Genomic DNA, 17,417 nt, shown 5'->3' with positions numbered 1-17,417 from the left:
GAAAGGGTGGGATTATGGAAAAATTCTATGTTGCAATGTTACAATATATACGTAAATCAGCTTTTTTACAAAGAACAATCATTGCGATTACTCGCTATTTTCCAATGATTACTTTTATTCTCTATCCTTGTGTTCTCTTGTATTTATTTATTTCAAAGAGTCCTTTCCTCTTTGAAACGATATGGAAACCCTTTGCTGCTTTTCTTGTTGTAACAGTATTCAGGAAAATTGTGAATCGTCCTCGTCCTTATGAAGCAATGAATATTGAGCCTTTAATAGGGCATAAACACGGTGAATCTTTTCCTAGTCGTCATACTGTAAGTGCAGTTATTATTGCTTTGGTATGCTTTCATGTGAATATCTATTTAGGTATATTTGCGCTTATTGTGGCTATGATAATGAGTATATGCCGCATTCTTGCAGGTGTTCACTTTATTAGTGATGTTTTGGTTTCTGTGATTATTGCTACACTTTTTTATTTTATTTAATTCAAATATTTTAATTATTTTATTGACAATCATAAAAAATCTATTATACTGTACTTAAAATATTTTAAGTATCATCAAAGGAGGTGTACTATGTTAAGTAAAGAATTCCAAGCAGTTTATAACATCTTCAAAATGAATTTCTATGCATCTATGTGTGCGAATTCAAAAGAATTAACTATGCAAGAAGCATTTAGTTTAGACATTATATATATGTTAGATAACCCTACTATTTTAGATTATGCAAAATATATGGGCATTTCTCAACCTAATGCAACTTATAAAATCAATCAAATGATTGATAAAGGTTATTTAACAAAAACAGTCTGCAAAGAAGATAAAAGAGCTTTTCGTTTAAAAGTCACAAAGAAATTCTTATCTTGTTATCGTGATAACGATCGCTATATTAAAAAGACCCTTGGTGATATTGAAAATATGTTTAGTCGCGAAGAAGTTGAACTTCTTGAAAAAATGTTAAGAACAGTTCAAGAGAATATGACACAAGGAGAATAAAATGATTAAAATTATAACTGATTCAACATCTGATATAGATGTTACTTATGCAAAAGAATTAAATATTGACATTGTTCCATTAAAAGTGATTATTGATGGTAAAGAATATAAAGACCGAGTTGATTTACAGCCTGATCAGTTCTATAGTTTATTAGAAAAAAGTGAAGTTCTGCCAACAACATCGCAACCTTCACCACAAGAATTCCTAAACTACTATGAAGAAGCCAAAGAAAAAGGTGATAGTGTCATTGTTATGACACTTTCTGGTACTATTAGCGGAACTTATCAAAGTGCTAATATAGCAAAAGATTTAGCTGAATATGAAAATATTTATGTTATTGATAGTTTAAATGCAACTCAAGCTTTAAGACTTTTGGTATTAAAAGCCGTTGCTTTACGTGAAGAAGGAAAAGACGCAGAAACTATTTTCAACGAATTACAAGCTTATAAAGAACGTGTACGTATTGTCGCATTTGTTGACACTTTAGAATATCTTTGTAAAGGTGGAAGAATGTCTAAGACAGTTGCCGCAGCTGGAACACTTCTAAAAGTAAAACCAATTATTGGATTACGTGATGGAAAACTAGAAATGTTCTCTAAAGCAAGAGGGGCTGTGAAAGCCACTGCAAAAATCATTGAATTAATACATGAAGATGGTGAAATTGATTTCAAAGAACCTATTTGTATAGGATATACAGGTAATGATGAGGGCTTAGAAAAATTTGAGCAAGCATTGCGTGATGAATTTAAGTTTGAGGATGTTCTTCATGGTTTTGTTGGTCCAGTCATTGGAACACATGCAGGTCCAGGAGCTCGTCTAATTGCATATGTAAAAAAATAGTGAAGGAATGTAACTGGAAGTAAGAGAATACAATAAGGATCTGCTTCTAGTTTTATTTTCTAAAAAACACAGTATTTAAACTGCATTTTTAATAAATTATAAAACGATTTTTAATTCAATTTTTCTTTTTTAGTTCTATTTGTCAAAGTACCAATTTAAATTAACCTATGAACCATTTGCAGGCAGATTTCTGCCTTTTTACTTTATGGAATTTCTTATGCTATCAAATACTTTTTTAAAATCAATCTAAAAATCATATCTTCTCATCTTTTATGGTATTTTATATCTCATATTGCTCTTCACATAGATTTATTATTAAATAAGTTTTCTTTGAATATAATGATGCAGTCAATCATCTTATTACATAGTAGAGAAAGTTTAACTCTATACAAATTAAAAGCAATACTCTTATATCTTCTATTACCTAATTTTATTCTCCAAATACAGCAATATAATCATTTTTGAACTTTTCTAATCCTTTGTCTGTCAAAGGATGTTTAACCATTTGTTCAATAATGCTATATGGAACAGTTGCTATATCAGCACCAGTTTTTGCACATCCAATAATATGATATGCATTTCTTATGCTAGCACAAATGATTTGCGTTGATAAATTGTAAATTTTAAATATTTGAGCAATATCTTTTATTAATTGTAACCCATCCATAGAAATATCATCTATTCTACCAATAAATGGTGAAACATAAGTAGCTCCTGCTCTGGCAGCAAGTAAGGCTTGAGGGACTGAGAAAACAAGTGTTAAATTTGTTTTAATACCTTCCTTCGATAATACATGACAGGCTTTTAATCCTTCTGGTGTTGTTGGCAATTTAACAACCATATTGGGATGTAAACTAGCAATACTACGACCTTCTCTGATCATATCTTTGGCCTCTTCTGTTGTCGGCTTGACTTCTCCACTTATTGGACCATCAATAATTTGTGTCATTTGTTGAATCATTTCTTTAAAATCTTTTCCTTCTTTTGCAATTATAGATGGATTTGTTGTCACTCCGCAAATAATTCCAAATTCATTAGCCCTTTTTATTTCCTCTATATTTGCACTATCTAAAAATAATTTCATATGAACCTCCAAAAATAGGATTATGCGTTCTCTTTGCTTTAAGGGAAGAAAATCATATAGAAGAAAACTTATAATCCTTTTTTATACTAGTATATTTGATTTTTAATCATCTCAAGAATATTATCAATATTTAATTGTTTATAATCTTTATTATCTATTTTTAAAACATGTTTATCTGAATACATTTGTTGTATTTTATCATAATTAAATCTCACCTGTGGTGTGAGTAACATAATTGATGTATCATCTGCATACCTTGCCACATCACAAATTGAACAAGTTATTAAATTATAGCCATTCAAATCATTTTCAACTATTCTATTTAACTTTTGTGCTAATAATGATGATGTTACTCCACTAGCACATAACAATAAAATATTACTCATTATTTTCTCCTAATAATATAAAGCACATCATGTTCAAAAACGTGCATATCCAAATAACAAATATCCTTGTGATTGTATATTCTTCCACATTCTCTATGTAGTGTATTTAAATCAATGATTGTGCATTCATCATCTTCTGAAAAATGATAATTCAATTTAATTGTTGTATTTTCTGGAAGGTAGATCATCATCAATTTTTCATCTGGAGTACAAGCTACCCTAATTTCTTCTGTATTATTCAACAAAACCTTCTGCTTTGAAATTAATTCAGTAACCTGGAATTCATTAAAAATATGTTTAATATCCCCATATTCCCATGCCCCTGGGTAATGAATTGCCTGTTGCCATGGATTAGGCATATCAAATCCCTCACCTATTGCTGAACCAAAGTTCTTACCATAAATATGCCAACTATAGATACCAGCTGCGCCATATGTTATACCTGAACAAGCTCCTGAAAGTAAACTTTGCCAAGCTGCACGTCTAATATTGAAACGATGATGTCTACCATAAATTCTTCCTGAAGAACCCATTTGTTCATAACAAGGTTCTGAATTAATTAATGGTTTTCCTGGATAATTTTCAACAAAATATTCAGGTAAACGATATGTCATACATAAATTTTCTGTTTTTGCATTATGGCCAGATTGAAACATATAGAAATCCATTCTATTAATCATTTCTTCAGGTATTTCCATTAAGCGTCCTCTTACATGTAATGTCTGTATACATTGAGGAGCAGCTTCCCTTAATAGGTCACTTGCTTTATTATAATAGTTTCTTGTTATTTCTTCATTTAAATCAGTATCTCCACTAATAATATAGATGGGATTAAATTGTGTAAATGTTTCATCAACTTTTTCAATATATCTATCAACACAATCAAATGGCATTGTATTTAATGGTAACATATTGTTTGCCCATGTTTTTGGTACATAGTTACACCATAATGCAACTAATGCTAATTCAAAATTATACTCTTTAGCAATTTCACACATTCTTTTCGCATGTTGAAAATAATCATCATTAATTTTTGTAAAGTCATACCCTCCATCTTCTTTTAATACATATGGTACATAATTTAAATCTGTGCCACTAGCATCCCATTGGGGAAGTATGTTAATTTGTAATACATTATATCCCTGTCTTTTACGATATTGTAAATAGTAATGCCAATCATTTTCAGGAATGTTCGTAAAAGCCGACCAACATGTATCTGCTAGGTAAAAGAATGGTTTTCCATCTTTAATAAAATTTTTCTTATGAATTGTTAATGTCATATTATTCACCCCTTATAATTGCTGCTAATGATTCTTCATCTCGATCATAAAGATCAGGAATTAATCCATCTATATAATGACATGCATCATAGATTTGTGGCAATATATTTTCATAAATACCTACACAATGATGTACATATGGTCCTTTTACAAGTTTATCTTCAAGTTTCTTTAAATTGTTTACTTCAATCCATACATATGTTCCTTGATTAAATGGTCCTTCTACAGTATGAGCTTCTCCCATAAGCATAGAATATTCTCCATTATCACCATCAAATCTTAAGATACTCACTTGACCTTCTTTCATTTCACCATGTAATGATCCAGGATGAGAATGATGAAAAGCAAATGGAGCTCCTAATTTTGGTTTTTCTTTCATTAATGAAATTGGCCAAGGTCCACAATGTTGTAATAATTCAGCATTATCATTTGTTGGATGTGGAACTGTCCAATCAGCAAAGAATGTCACGTTATTCTCTAATGATGCTGCTTGTGCCATGATTGCCGTAATAGCCCCATGGATATCTGTTTCACAAGTCACTGGAAATCTTTCATCTGTTAACAAAGCATTTGCTGCACATGGGAAAATTCCTAAAACACCTTGCATGGCATTCCAGCATTGAATAGCCGCCGCTTTACAATGATATCTATCTGCTAAATTTTTAATTGCACATTTTAATGCGGAAACATCTTTAACCGCTTGATCATTAATTCCTACAACTGTATTTTCTTTCAAATATACCATAGTTTTATGCAAAGCATCTCCATCTTCTTTTTTTATACGATCCATTTCCTCTTTGATTTCAGATAAATCTATTGGATGAATTTTAACATTAAATCTTTCTAATAATTCACCTTCATTAACCATCATCGTCCAGAATCCTGCTGGTCTTGTAGAGATTTGTAAGATAGTCAGATCTCTCATTTCTTTAACAATATTAGCAGTTGCTAGAAATCTAAATACCCCCTCTTTAAATTGTTTATCTTTTAAACGACACATTGTTAAATAAGTAAATTTGACCGAAAACCTCCTTAGAACTTTACCAGTTGCAAACAAACCACATTGAGAATCTCTTAAACGTGCACCATCAGATAATGGTTCTTCATCTCTTGGACCCCATATTAAAGTCGGTAAATTCAGTCTTTTCGCAACCATAGCTACCAAATATTCTGTACCAAAATTACAATGTGGGAAGAATAACGCATCTACTTTATTCTCTACCATTTTATCAACAATTTTATCTATATCATTATCATCAAATAATAGACCTTCTTCATTGATATCTTCAATATCAACAATATCAATATTCCAACTTTTTAGTTTTTCAAGAATTAACTCTTTATATTTAATAGCATCTTCTTTACTAAAAATATCTCTCCTTGTAGGAATATACCCTAATCTTACTTTATTCATTTTGTCACCTTTCTTTCTCACTCATAGCAAGAACACCTTCAACAGCATAATGCCACCCTTCAATATTTTTAATTCTATCTTCTTTAGACATATTTGGATAATATGTTTTTTGAACATTTATCAATTTCTCTTTACTTAATAAACGGGTTCTGGCAATTTCATAAGCTCCCATTGCTGATAAATCACAATGAAGACTTACACCAACTTCCATATTTAAAATATCAGATAAAAATTGTAATAATCCTTCATTAAATACTGCCCCACCATCAACATTTAATTTTTGTTGGGAATCATACATTAATGTCGCAGCAGCATCAAAAATCTGATAAACAATTGACTCCAATCCCGCTCTGAGTACATGATTATAAGTGTGGCTTCTAGATAATCCGCTGATACTTGCTTTAGCATGATTAGACCACCAAGGAACTGATAAACCAACAAAGGCTGGAACTAAATAAACGCCATCATTATTTGGAACTTTATCCCAAATATCATTTAATTCATCCTCTTTTTTAAACAAATGCATTTGATCTTTTAACCAGTTTAAAGTATCACAACTACAATTAATAATGGCTTCTCTAGCATAAGTCACTTCTTTATCTAAACACCAGGCTATAGCTGAAACAATACCTATCATTTTCTCTGGTTTTTCATGCCCGCTATTCATTAACAAACTTGAACCCGTACCTAATGTAACTTTCATTGCCCCACTTTCAAAACAATGTTGGGCATACAATGATGCTTGAGAATCGCCAATAATACCGCATATTGGAACTCTATATGGCAATAACCCTTCAATATCTGAATAACCAAATATATCGTCATTATTTAATATTTCTGGTAATAGATATTGGGGAATATCAAATATTTGGCACAACTCATCATCCCATTTTAACGTTTCAATATTCATCAATAAAGTTCTTGAAGCATTTGTAACATCGCTAACATGTTTTTTGCCATGAGTTAATTTATAAATTAACCATGATTCTATTGTTCCAAAAGCATATGAACGATTTTTATCTGGATAATGCTCTAAAAGCCATTTTAATTTTGTTGCTGAAAAATATGGATTGATTTTTAAACCTGTTAACTCTTCTACTCTTTCATCATATTTTGATAATTCATCACATATTTTTAAAGTTCTTCGACATTGCCAGACAATAGCATTTGTAACAGGTTCTTGTGTGATTTTATCCCACAATACAGTTGTTTCTCTTTGATTTGTAATTGCAATACCTACTATGTCTTGAAATAATTTAGAATGTTGCTGCTTAATATTTTCTGTTGCTGTAACTAAGTTATGATAAATTTCACTAGCATCATGCTCTACCCAGTTATTTTCAGGGTAGTTTTGTTTATGTTTAATTGATTTTGAAGCATGGATCTGGCCCATTTCATCTATTAAAAATACTTTTGTTGAGAATGTGCTTTGATCAACAGTTAAGATATATTTCATGTTTTAACCCTCTAACATTTCCTTAGCCATACATGCTATATTTTCTTTTGTTAAATCATAATGATCAAACAATTCTTGTGCTTCGCCAGTTACTAATGTATCATCTGGTAATGCTACTGTTTTCACTGGACATGGATGATTTGCACAAACAATTTGGCTAACTAAGCTTCCTAAACCGTTATAAATACTATGTTCTTCAACAACTATGATTCCTTTTGTTTCATTAGCAGCCTTAATAATAACTTCTTTATCTAATGGCTTAATAGTATGCATATTAATAACTCTAGCATGTATTCCTTGAGTTTCTAAAATCTGGCCTGCTTTATCAATCACATTTACCATATCCCCATAGGCAATCAGAGTTATATCATCACCCTGTTTTAAAATATTCGCTTTCCCAATTTGATAATCAAAATCAGTATGACTATAAACATCATCAACTGGATTACGACTTACTCTTATATATACGGGTCCTTCAAATTTTTGTAATGCATCCATCATTTTTGCGGTCTCATATCTATCAGCAGGTGCTATAATTGTCATGTTTGGAATTGCTGCAAGGACTGCAATATCTTGCAATGAATGATGTGTCATTCCTAATGCTCCATAACTTACACCTGCACTAATTCCAATTAATTTAACATTTGTTTTTGAATAGGCAACATCAACCTTAATTTGTTCAATTGAACGCATTGTTAAAAAGCAAGCTGGCGAAGCTGCATATGGTTTCAATCCTGCATAAGCTAGTCCTGCACTAACACCAACTAAATTTTGTTCAGCAATTCCAACTTCAATAATTCTATCTGGATATTGATTAGCAAATGGAGTTAAAGAAGCTGACCCTCTTGAATCACTTGTCACTATACAGATTTGAGAATCTTTTTTTGCATATTCTAATAATTTTTCACAGATAACTGCTCTATTAGATATTCTGCTCATTTTTAGCTTCCTCCAATTCTTTTAAGCATGTTTGATATTGTTCATCAGTAATAACACCATGATGCCAACTTGCCTTGTTTTCCATAAAAGATATCCCTTTACCTTTTATTGTATTTGCTAGAATAAGAGTTGGTTTATTTTTAATCTCTTTTGCTTTTTCAAAAGAATCTATAATTTGGTGATAATTATTTCCATCAATCTCTAATACTTCAAAACCAAATGATTGCCATTTTTCTTTTAAATTCTCTAACGCCATTATATCTTCAGTATTACCACTAATTTGAAGCCGGTTTCTATCAACAATCGTACATAAATTATCTAATTGATAAAATGCTGCTGCCATTGCTGATTCCCAAACTGAACCCTCTGCCAATTCACCATCGCCCATTAATACATATGTGCGATAATCTCTATTCATTTTTTTGGCTGCAATGGCTATCCCAACACCTAAAGCCAAACCATGTCCTAATGCCCCACTGTTCAGTTCAACTCCCTTTACTTTAGAAGAGGGATGCCCAAAATATTTTGAACCATATTTACAATATTGATTTAATTCATTAAAGTCAAAATATCCTTTTTTAGCAAGTACGACATATAATGCTTCAGCAATATGACCTTTACTCAATATAAAACGATCTCTATTTTCTTCATTAAAATGAACTGGGCTAACATTCATAACATGGAAATACAAAACATTTAAAAGATCTATTGAAGATAAAGAGCCACCAACATGTCCTGATTGTGATTGATAACATAAATCAATAATATCTTTTCGTAAATCATAAGATTGATTTTTTAGAATCTGCAAATCCATTTTACCCTCCTTACTAAGAAAGTCTAAGAATTCAAACTATTCCTAGACTATATTCTTATACCTAATCTATATAATCAGATAACCATTCCTCACATAGTTCAAACCAATGAATAACATGGTTATTATGATGACTGGCTTTTCGTGAAGTTGTTCTATCACATAATGCTAAACCATGTTCTCCTTTTTCAAATATATGTAATTCAAATGGAACATTTTTTTCTTTTAATTTTGCTGCTAATTCAATAGATGCTGATACATCAACCAACACATCTTCAAATGTATGCCAAATAAACATAGGTGGTGTATGCTTATCAATATAATTTAATATATTATATGCTTCAACCTCTTCATCCGTAGGGTCCTCCACTCCAAAGAAACGAACATTTGCAGTATTAGGATTTTCAATCAACTGATGTGCAAACCCTAAATCATCTACTGCAAACTTTTTACTTTTAGCAGCCGCATAACAAGGAATAGCCAAATTAACCTTTAACATATCACTTGTCGTATTTAATTCTTTAGCCAACCATTCTTGATGCCATCTTGTTGCCAACTGAACAGTAAGATGTCCACCAGCAGAAAATCCACATACAATAATATTATCTGTATCAATCAACCATTCTTCTCCATGTTCTCTTATATATTTAATAGCCATAGCCCCCTCTATTAAAGCATTATGGGGAACATTTGTAACTTGGTCCATGACTGTATACCATAAAACTCCACTATTGAATCCAATACTATTAAATTTTAGGGCAATTGGTTCTGCTTCCCGATCACTCGTAAAGGCATAACCACCACCAGGTATAACTAGAACAAATGGTCGCTTTTTACCAACGTTATATTCTTGGGAATTATTTAATAAATAAGTCTCTAAATAAGCTGTTTTATTCAATTGTATTTTTTCACTTATCATACTTATTCTCCCGTAACTTCTCCAGAGAGCTCTAGTTCATAATCTTTTTTATCAGATAACTTAAAGAATGGGAACCAAATAGCTACTCCTATTGCAATACATATAATTTGCAATATAGCGTGTTGCCATCCACCAGCCATGAATCCATTAAGTAATATTGGCATGCCAAATGGAACCTGAATACCTGTTAATCTTGGAACAAGACCAACTGCAATGGCTGCATATGCCACTAAAATTTGAACTAATGGTGTTATAATAAATGGAATAGCCATAATTGGATTTAATATCAATGGATAACCAAATACTACTGGTTCATTAATTGTAAAACAGCCTGGTACAATAGCCAATTTACCTAATGTTTTATTCTTTTTCGCTTTAGCAAATATTAAGATAACAATTAATAATGATAAAGTTCCACCTGCTCCACCAATACCTGCATATAAACCATAGAATGTCTTACCTAGAATATGTGGCAATTCGCTATTTGATAAACCTGCTGCCAATGCATCCATATTTGCAGTATCCATTGGTAAATATAATGCTGTAATAAAACTTCCAACTACTAAAGAACCATGGATACCAAAGAACCATAAAATCATCTGAATAAATACTATAAATACTAATGACCAGACATTTCCACTTAAACCTTGTAAAGGTATTGCGACAACTGAGTAAATCATTTGTGCAAATGAACCATAGCTAGTTAAACCAAATAAGAAACTGGCAACCATAGCAACTGCTCCTGAAATAATTGCAGGAAATAATGTTTGAAAACTTCTTTGAACAAACCCAGGAACACCTTCAGGCATTTTAATTGTTAAATTTTTCTCAATACATAAAACATAAATTCTTGTACACACTAATGAAGCAATCATTGCTGCAAATAAGCCTTGAGCAGATAACCATGAAGTATCTAGAGCCCCCTCATTTAATGGCGTTAAAACCAAGAATGAAAATACAGAAATCAATCCTGCTGCAATTCCATCTTGCTTATATTGAATTGCTAATTGATATCCAATACAGAAACATGAATATAAAGCAATTAAACTCGTTGTTAATGTTGAACCCGCTAATAGCTTTGCTTTAATTCCCAAATCAGTTATCAAACCTTGCCATGCATCAATTGGTAACACTGCTAATAGTAACGCAATTGATCCTATCATCAATATTGGTAATGTTTGCATTAATCCTTGGGAAATGGCTGTTAAGTATTTATTACCCTGAACTTTACCTGCAAATCCCAAAACCTTTACCATCAATTCATCTTTGTTCATTTTTTAATTTCCTCCTCATACAATATCATTTTGTTTTGTTGCAAACCTACTTGAAACCCCTTACTTCGACTTTATTATATACTTCACAACTAAATTAAGTCAATACAAAAACTAAATATTTTTAATTTATATACTAAACATTTACTAAATAATTAGTATTTGAGCTTGATAAAACAATTAATCAAGGTAATATACTAAATAAAAATAAATTTTCAACTAAATAATTTGAGAAACAATAAAATATAATATATAATATTTCATATACCTACTTTAGAAAGGAGGGTTTTCATGAAAGTTAAAGTTAGAGATATTGCTTTGAAAGCAGGTGTTTCTGATGGAACTGTTTCTAATGCATTGAACAACAGAAAAGGAATTAGTGAAGAAAAACGTGAATATATATTAAAAATTGCTAGAGAGATGGGATATTTTAAAAACAATAGCAGTAGTAATAACAATACCATTCGTTTAATTATCATTTATAAAGATGCCCATATTATAGGAGATACCCCATTTTTCTCAGAACTGATTAGAGGAATCGAAAATGAATGTAGTCTCCAAGGATACGAATTAATTATTCACCATGTTAACTCTGATTCACTACATACAGAAATTACTAAAAGTTTAAAATCAAATCAAACAAAAGGAGTACTTTTGTTAGGAACAGAAATGGATATAGATGATTTAAAACTCTTTGATAATGTTTGTACACCTCTTGTTGTATTAGATAATGAATATGATGATATGTTATATGACTATGTTGCGATCAACAATTCTGATGGCAGTTATGCTATTACAAAACTACTGATTGATAATGGGCATAAAAATATTGGACTTATCAATTCTTCTTATCAAATTAACAACTTTAAGAAAAGGAAAATGGGTTATAGAAATGCTTTGGATGATTACAATTTACCTTTTAGACCAGAGAATGAAATATTAGTCGATCCTAGTCCTGAAGGATCATATAGGGATACAGCAACATATTTAAAGGCTTTTCTAAACGAATTAAGTTTGGATGAACTTCCAACAGCTTTTTATGCCGTAAATGATAATATTGCAATTGGGGCAGTACGTGCATTTCAAGAATTAAATATAGATATTTCAATATGTGGATTTGATGATTTGCCTATTAGTAAATTATTCAATCCACCTTTAACAACTGTACAAGTTGACAAAAAGCAATTAGGAAAAATCGCAGTATCAAGATTAATAAATAAAATCAATGGTGATATAAGTCATTTAAAAATACTTGTGGCAACAAAAATTGTTGAAAGAGATAGCGTAAAAAAAACATGATTTAATCACTAATATTTACACTTAAATATATAAAGATATAAAAATTTAAATCTTATGTAATAATTAATATATCTCCTTAAAGAAAGAAAATCCTTCCAATGATAGTTCATTCCATACTACCATTGGAAGGATTGTTAATATAAAATATTATATAGTCACTATTTTTCTATACTTTTGATTTGTTCTTCTAGATACTGATTATAATCTTTCATAAATTCTTTCACATATTGAAGTTCAATGACTGGATATCTTTTAAAAAATTCAGTATCACGTTTCACCCATAATTTATGACGTTTTTGATGTTCTTTAAAGATCTTTTTACCTTTTCTTGTTAAACAATAATATTTTTCTTTTTTATTGGTTTCTTTTGTATACATTTCTATGAGTTCTTGCTTTAATAAACGTTTGACAATTTTGCTTGCTGCACCTCTCGTCATTTTAAGATGTAAAGATAACTGTGTAATATTAGCATCTTTATGATTACCAATAAAATCGATGCTATGAACATCAGAATAACCATATTGATGTAAAAATTCACTTTCTGTAAGTTTAGAAAGTTGATCCTGCTTTTCTAATTGTTCAGCAAATAGATCTAATAAATCCTGATGCATATTATACCTCTGCTACAACACGACATGGTAATCCTGTCATATCACTATAATGAACAGGATATGTATTTATATAGCAGGTCATGTGATCCTTTGAATGAAGAAAGGTTTGTAGATTACATAAATTTTCTATAACAAAGACATTATGATCAGCACAATACTGATCAATAGGCGTATGTTCTTTACCTCTGCGAATACCAGCACAATCTATTCCTATAATAGCGACTCTTTTGGCAATAAGTTTTTCTATTAACTCATTTGATAATTGTGGATGTTGAGTAAAATACTCTTTATTTCCATAGCCAACATTCTCTATAAAGCCTGTTGCAAAACCAACAAACATTCCTTCCTTAATTTGACTAAAATCAATGTCATTGAATTGAATTTCTTGTTTATTATGGACATTAAATATAACCGAAGGCAAACGCAGATATTCCAATGGAAATTCCTTATTCATGACATCAAAATGTGTCCCTAAATGCCCTACTAATGATTTTTTCTCATTTCCTTGTGCATCTATTATAAGTTCTGGTGTAATTTTTAAAGTGAAATCAACAAACATAATTCACCCTCCTTTTTTTGTTTCCTTAGATACAATATAATTTATATTTGTTTCCATGTCAACAAAAAAACTAAGATTCATAAATCCTAGTTTCATCTAATAATAATTCTATAATAAATTGATTTCCCTCAATTCTCGCTTGTACTGTTCCACCCATTTTCTCAACAAATTCTTTTACAATTGCTAAACCAAGACCAGATGATGTCTTATTTCTTGAAACATCAGCTTTATAAAAACGATCAAAAACATGTTCAATATTAGGAGGACAAGTTTCTTTTATCGTATTTATAAATTCTATTTGATGTCCCTTTTGATAAACTCTTAAATCACCTTTTCCATGTATAATGGCATTATTAATGATGTTTTGAAATACACGTTCAATAGCTTCCTGATTCACTAGACATTGAATAGCTTCATCTTCAAAATGAACTATTGGCTCTTGATGATTATTTTGAAAAAGTCCATAAAAGCTTAATAAAATATTTGCAAAGATTGGATAAATGGGAATTTCTTCTCTGTCTAATTGATAACTTTCAGATGTTAATTTGGTATATAGAAATAATTCTTCTAACATATCTTTAAGTTCTTCCATTTTACATAAAGAAATATGAAGATAACGTTCATTTTTGTCTTGATTATAACTATCTTTTATCATCTGCATATATCCAATCGAACTTGTTAATGGTGTTCTTAAATCATGTGCCATATTTTGTATTGTCATTTTGAGTTGTTGTTCAGCTTTTTGATTGATATACTGTTTTTCTTTGTAGTTATCCATCAAAAGATTTAATTGTAAATATAAGTTATGAAATTCTTGGGTATGAATCTGTGATGTCAAATGAATATGGCTACCTGTTTTGACTGTCTTCAATTGCTTAGTCAGATGTTTCATCTCATTATGACTACGTATTATATATCCAATTAAAAAAACATTTAGCATTATTGATAATACAATGAAGTAAACCATATCATTCCACCACCTTTAGATATCTTTTCTATTTAACTTTAAGGTACTTAATAATATATAAAGAAATATAAAGATAAGTACATTCACTAACATTAACAAAATAACATTGATATCAATATTCTGTACTTGCCTACTTAATAGCCCTAAATGGCTCATCAATGTATAATCAAGTATTTTTTGCCAACCAACAAAATTTAATAACGGACTTGCGATTGCCATCCAAAGACCTGTTGCATAAACAATAACAGTTCCTATACAGCCAGACTTACTCTTAAGCCATACTGTCAAAGTTGTATACATACAAACATATGCAATCGCAATAAACCATAATAGTGCAATATAAAGGAATATCTCACTAATTGTATTCCATATAAAGAATGAAGAAACACAAATATTTAATAACACAAGTTCCCCACAGCACACAAGTATAAGAAGAAGTGCATATAAACTTAAAGCTATAATTTTACTCACAACATAATAAAAACGATTAACATGTGTACTTAAAATATTTTTAGAAAAACCACATTCATTTTCATGACAGTTAAACAAAACAACGACTATTCCTATAAGAATAGCTATAAAGTTTTGAGTATATGTGAGATGAAATAAATCTATGAAAGATAAAGTTTGAGTAGAATCCATACCATCCATTTGAAAAATGAATCCACGTGCTTTCATCCAACTTTGCAAATCTGGATTTAATGCAATATACATAGCAACAAAGAAAATAAATAATAAGAATATAGATAATATGAAAATAACATAGGATGATTTTGATTTCTGTAATCTCTTTAAATCCATTCTCAGCATATTAAACATGACTTTCTCCTCCTTCCATTAAAGATAAGAAATATTCTTCTAAATCTTGGTTATGGAAAGTGGCAGATTGCACAGCAATTCCTTCATTTACAAATTCTGATATTAATTTTGATGAATCAGTATAATTGTAAATATGTAATGCTGTTTGATCTTTAACTTCATATTCTATTTCTTCTGTCATTTCTTCTAATACAAAACATGCTTTTTCAGTATTATCAACTTCAATTGATAAATACTCTTTACATTTTTCATCTAATTGATCTTTTGATATTTCTTGAATCAAAACACCATCTTTAATAATTCCAAAAGTTGTTGCTAATTTATTTAATTCACCAAGAATATGTGAACTAATAATCATTGTCATACCTTGTTCTTTATTTAATTTTAATAAAGTTTCTCGCATTTCACGAATACCTTCTGGATCTAAACCATTAATAGGTTCATCTAAAATTAAGAAATCAGGATTTCCAAGCATTGCCATTGCAATACCTAATCTTTGTTTCATTCCCATAGAAAAATTCTTAACCTTTTTTGAGCCTACATGCTCTAAATTCATAAGTTTTAAAACATCATTAATAACTTGCTTATCTACGATTCCAAGAGACAATGCTTGTAATTCCAAATTATCATAAGCATTCAAATGAGGATATAAACCTGCTTCTTCTATTAATATTCCTATACGCTGATGTGCGATCTGATTATCAGATGGTCCACCAAAAAGTTTAATTTCCCCAAAACTTGAATGTATGAGCCCTGCTATCATCTTTAATGTCGTTGACTTCCCAGCCCCATTTCTACCAATAAAACCATAAATATCACCTTTCTTAATATGCATATCCATATGGTTAACAGCATACTGTTTACCATATTGCTTGCATAACTGATGTGTTTCCACAACATATTGTGTGTTCATATCAACACCCCTTTCTTTTCTAAATATAGAATAGAATATTAAGTTTCAATAAACGTAAAGGAATGTTTAAGAAAAGTTTAAGTTTTTAATCTATAAGCTTAAATCCCATCCCCCAAACAGTCTGAATATAATGATCTGTTCCTGTTGATTTCAGTTTTGTTCGTATATTACTGATGTGGACATGAATTGTTTTGTCTCCAACTACATAATCATCTTCCCAAACATACTCATAGATATTCTCTTTTGTAAAGACCTTTTGTGGATAACGCATGAATAATTCAATAATTTTGAATTCTAGAGATGTCAAATCTATGGATTGACCTGCTGCATTTAAGGTCATTAAATCTAAATCAATTGTCCAATCTTTATAGATCAATTGTCTTTGTTTAGGTTCATATTGACGCAATTGAACTTTAATTCTAGCAAGCAATTCATGAATATCGAATGGCTTACAAATATAATCATTCGCACCTAATTCTAAAAGATTCACTTTACTCTCAATACCACTTTTTGCTGATAACACAATTACTTTAGATGTCTTCGCTAGTTCTTGAATAAGCTCTTCTCCTGAAATACCTGGCAACATTAAATCTAATAATATGAGGTCATAACTTTCCATATGTGTTAAAAGTTTACACTCACTTCCAGAAAACGCCTGATGACAATTATAGTCATAGCCTTCTAGAAATTCTTTAATCATATTATTAATTTCACTATCATCCTCAACAATAAGTATACGTTGCATCCCCATCAACCCCTTTTATTTTATTATAATATTTACTATATGATTTGTATATAATAACAACTAGATAACATCTGAATCTGCTATATTATAAAAGATTGTAGGCTA

At 30.3% G+C, this 17,417-nt stretch carries 19 protein-coding genes; 4 read left to right on the top strand and 15 right to left on the bottom strand.

Annotated elements, in window-relative coordinates:
* Positions 1 to 14 precede the first annotated feature (14 nt).
* The 3 genes from AC5M21_RS09565 to AC5M21_RS09555 all read left to right on the top strand — a co-directional run bounded on the left by AC5M21_RS09565 (position 15) and on the right by AC5M21_RS09555 (position 1,839).
* Entirely contained in the window at positions 15 to 488 is a 474-nt protein-coding gene (locus AC5M21_RS09565; protein ID WP_008790662.1) for a phosphatase PAP2 family protein, read from the top strand.
* A gap of 90 nt (positions 489 to 578) precedes the next feature.
* Complete coding sequence (locus AC5M21_RS09560; RefSeq protein WP_008790663.1) at positions 579 to 998, top strand: MarR family transcriptional regulator; 420 nt, start codon at positions 579 to 581, stop codon at positions 996 to 998.
* Position 999: 1 nt separating this feature from the next.
* A complete protein-coding gene (locus tag AC5M21_RS09555; protein ID WP_008790664.1) occupies positions 1,000 to 1,839 on the top strand; it encodes a DegV family protein in 840 nt (279 codons plus the stop codon).
* Positions 1,840 to 2,269: 430 nt separating this feature from the next.
* Here AC5M21_RS09555 and fsa read toward each other — a convergent pair whose 3' ends face one another.
* The 9 genes from fsa to AC5M21_RS09510 all read right to left on the bottom strand — a co-directional run bounded on the left by fsa (position 2,270) and on the right by AC5M21_RS09510 (position 11,402).
* On the bottom strand, positions 2,270 to 2,923 hold the full coding sequence (fsa, locus tag AC5M21_RS09550; RefSeq protein ID WP_008790665.1) for a fructose-6-phosphate aldolase: 654 nt from the start codon (positions 2,921 to 2,923) through the stop codon (positions 2,270 to 2,272).
* 86 nt (positions 2,924 to 3,009) lie between these two features.
* On the bottom strand, positions 3,010 to 3,309 hold the full coding sequence (locus AC5M21_RS09545; protein ID WP_008790666.1) for a PTS sugar transporter subunit IIB: 300 nt from the start codon (positions 3,307 to 3,309) through the stop codon (positions 3,010 to 3,012).
* Complete coding sequence (locus AC5M21_RS09540) at positions 3,309 to 4,589, bottom strand: glycoside hydrolase family 140 protein (RefSeq protein WP_008790667.1); 1,281 nt, start codon at positions 4,587 to 4,589, stop codon at positions 3,309 to 3,311. Before AC5M21_RS09540 ends, AC5M21_RS09545 begins: the two co-directional genes overlap by 1 nt.
* Before the next feature lies 1 nt (position 4,590).
* Positions 4,591 to 6,003, bottom strand: a complete 1,413-nt coding sequence (locus AC5M21_RS09535; protein WP_008790668.1) for an L-fucose/L-arabinose isomerase family protein — start codon at positions 6,001 to 6,003, stop codon at positions 4,591 to 4,593.
* A 4-nt stretch (positions 6,004 to 6,007) separates the two neighbouring features.
* Complete coding sequence (locus AC5M21_RS09530; RefSeq protein ID WP_008790669.1) at positions 6,008 to 7,459, bottom strand: FGGY-family carbohydrate kinase; 1,452 nt, start codon at positions 7,457 to 7,459, stop codon at positions 6,008 to 6,010.
* A 3-nt stretch (positions 7,460 to 7,462) separates the two neighbouring features.
* Positions 7,463 to 8,398, bottom strand: a complete 936-nt coding sequence (locus AC5M21_RS09525; RefSeq protein ID WP_008790670.1) for a transketolase family protein — start codon at positions 8,396 to 8,398, stop codon at positions 7,463 to 7,465.
* Positions 8,382 to 9,212 (bottom strand): transketolase, encoded by an 831-nt coding sequence (locus tag AC5M21_RS09520; protein WP_008790671.1) that lies wholly within the window; start codon positions 9,210 to 9,212, stop codon positions 8,382 to 8,384. Before AC5M21_RS09520 ends, AC5M21_RS09525 begins: the two co-directional genes overlap by 17 nt.
* Positions 9,213 to 9,273: 61 nt before the next feature.
* Positions 9,274 to 10,128 carry an alpha/beta hydrolase gene (locus AC5M21_RS09515; protein ID WP_008790672.1) on the bottom strand — a complete coding sequence of 285 codons (855 nt, stop codon included), beginning with the start codon at positions 10,126 to 10,128 and terminating at the stop codon, positions 9,274 to 9,276.
* Between the two features lie 2 nt (positions 10,129 to 10,130).
* Positions 10,131 to 11,402, bottom strand: coding sequence for a PTS sugar transporter subunit IIC (locus AC5M21_RS09510; protein ID WP_008790673.1), 1,272 nt, complete (start codon positions 11,400 to 11,402; stop codon positions 10,131 to 10,133).
* A 288-nt stretch (positions 11,403 to 11,690) separates the two neighbouring features.
* Between AC5M21_RS09510 and AC5M21_RS09505 the strand changes: the two genes are divergently transcribed.
* Entirely contained in the window at positions 11,691 to 12,698 is a 1,008-nt protein-coding gene (locus AC5M21_RS09505; RefSeq protein ID WP_008790674.1) for a substrate-binding domain-containing protein, read from the top strand.
* A 158-nt stretch (positions 12,699 to 12,856) separates the two neighbouring features.
* Here the strand turns inward: AC5M21_RS09505 and AC5M21_RS09500 are convergent, their stop codons facing one another.
* The 6 genes from AC5M21_RS09500 to AC5M21_RS09475 all read right to left on the bottom strand — a co-directional run bounded on the left by AC5M21_RS09500 (position 12,857) and on the right by AC5M21_RS09475 (position 17,312).
* Entirely contained in the window at positions 12,857 to 13,309 is a 453-nt protein-coding gene (locus AC5M21_RS09500) for a MarR family transcriptional regulator (protein WP_008790675.1), read from the bottom strand.
* Between the two features lies 1 nt (position 13,310).
* A complete protein-coding gene (locus AC5M21_RS09495; protein ID WP_008790676.1) occupies positions 13,311 to 13,868 on the bottom strand; it encodes a cyclase family protein in 558 nt (185 codons plus the stop codon).
* A 70-nt stretch (positions 13,869 to 13,938) separates the two neighbouring features.
* Entirely contained in the window at positions 13,939 to 14,835 is an 897-nt protein-coding gene (locus tag AC5M21_RS09490) for a sensor histidine kinase (protein ID WP_008790677.1), read from the bottom strand.
* Between the two features lie 15 nt (positions 14,836 to 14,850).
* Complete coding sequence (locus AC5M21_RS09485; protein WP_008790678.1) at positions 14,851 to 15,654, bottom strand: ABC transporter permease; 804 nt, start codon at positions 15,652 to 15,654, stop codon at positions 14,851 to 14,853.
* Positions 15,647 to 16,567: an ATP-binding cassette domain-containing protein gene (locus AC5M21_RS09480; protein ID WP_008790679.1), complete on the bottom strand. Its 921-nt coding sequence runs from the start codon at positions 16,565 to 16,567 to the stop codon at positions 15,647 to 15,649. The genes AC5M21_RS09485 and AC5M21_RS09480 overlap by 8 nt, the downstream gene beginning before the upstream one ends.
* An 85-nt stretch (positions 16,568 to 16,652) precedes the next feature.
* Entirely contained in the window at positions 16,653 to 17,312 is a 660-nt protein-coding gene (locus tag AC5M21_RS09475) for a response regulator transcription factor (RefSeq protein WP_017143978.1), read from the bottom strand.
* Positions 17,313 to 17,417 lie beyond the last annotated feature (105 nt).

This window comes from Coprobacillus sp., assembly GCF_984815275.1.
This window is presented reverse-complemented; position numbering and strand designations above follow the sequence as displayed.

What these genes read in the sequence shown, in the direction of transcription:
- AC5M21_RS09565 (WP_008790662.1), top strand. Translation starts at nt 15, where the DNA reads ATGGAAAAATTCTATGTTGCAATGTTACAATATATACGTAAATCAGCT.
- AC5M21_RS09560 (WP_008790663.1), top strand. Translation starts at nt 579, where the DNA reads ATGTTAAGTAAAGAATTCCAAGCAGTTTATAACATCTTCAAAATGAAT.
- AC5M21_RS09555 (WP_008790664.1), top strand. Translation starts at nt 1,000, where the DNA reads ATGATTAAAATTATAACTGATTCAACATCTGATATAGATGTTACTTAT.
- fsa (WP_008790665.1), bottom strand. Translation starts at nt 2,923, where the DNA reads ATGAAATTATTTTTAGATAGTGCAAATATAGAGGAAATAAAAAGGGCT.
- AC5M21_RS09545 (WP_008790666.1), bottom strand. Translation starts at nt 3,309, where the DNA reads ATGAGTAATATTTTATTGTTATGTGCTAGTGGAGTAACATCATCATTA.
- AC5M21_RS09540 (WP_008790667.1), bottom strand. Translation starts at nt 4,589, where the DNA reads ATGACATTAACAATTCATAAGAAAAATTTTATTAAAGATGGAAAACCA.
- AC5M21_RS09535 (WP_008790668.1), bottom strand. Translation starts at nt 6,003, where the DNA reads ATGAATAAAGTAAGATTAGGGTATATTCCTACAAGGAGAGATATTTTT.
- AC5M21_RS09530 (WP_008790669.1), bottom strand. Translation starts at nt 7,459, where the DNA reads ATGAAATATATCTTAACTGTTGATCAAAGCACATTCTCAACAAAAGTA.
- AC5M21_RS09525 (WP_008790670.1), bottom strand. Translation starts at nt 8,398, where the DNA reads ATGAGCAGAATATCTAATAGAGCAGTTATCTGTGAAAAATTATTAGAA.
- AC5M21_RS09520 (WP_008790671.1), bottom strand. Translation starts at nt 9,212, where the DNA reads ATGGATTTGCAGATTCTAAAAAATCAATCTTATGATTTACGAAAAGAT.
- AC5M21_RS09515 (WP_008790672.1), bottom strand. Translation starts at nt 10,128, where the DNA reads ATGATAAGTGAAAAAATACAATTGAATAAAACAGCTTATTTAGAGACT.
- AC5M21_RS09510 (WP_008790673.1), bottom strand. Translation starts at nt 11,402, where the DNA reads ATGAACAAAGATGAATTGATGGTAAAGGTTTTGGGATTTGCAGGTAAA.
- AC5M21_RS09505 (WP_008790674.1), top strand. Translation starts at nt 11,691, where the DNA reads ATGAAAGTTAAAGTTAGAGATATTGCTTTGAAAGCAGGTGTTTCTGAT.
- AC5M21_RS09500 (WP_008790675.1), bottom strand. Translation starts at nt 13,309, where the DNA reads ATGCATCAGGATTTATTAGATCTATTTGCTGAACAATTAGAAAAGCAG.
- AC5M21_RS09495 (WP_008790676.1), bottom strand. Translation starts at nt 13,868, where the DNA reads ATGTTTGTTGATTTCACTTTAAAAATTACACCAGAACTTATAATAGAT.
- AC5M21_RS09490 (WP_008790677.1), bottom strand. Translation starts at nt 14,835, where the DNA reads ATGGTTTACTTCATTGTATTATCAATAATGCTAAATGTTTTTTTAATT.
- AC5M21_RS09485 (WP_008790678.1), bottom strand. Translation starts at nt 15,654, where the DNA reads ATGTTTAATATGCTGAGAATGGATTTAAAGAGATTACAGAAATCAAAA.
- AC5M21_RS09480 (WP_008790679.1), bottom strand. Translation starts at nt 16,567, where the DNA reads ATGAACACACAATATGTTGTGGAAACACATCAGTTATGCAAGCAATAT.
- AC5M21_RS09475 (WP_017143978.1), bottom strand. Translation starts at nt 17,312, where the DNA reads ATGCAACGTATACTTATTGTTGAGGATGATAGTGAAATTAATAATATG.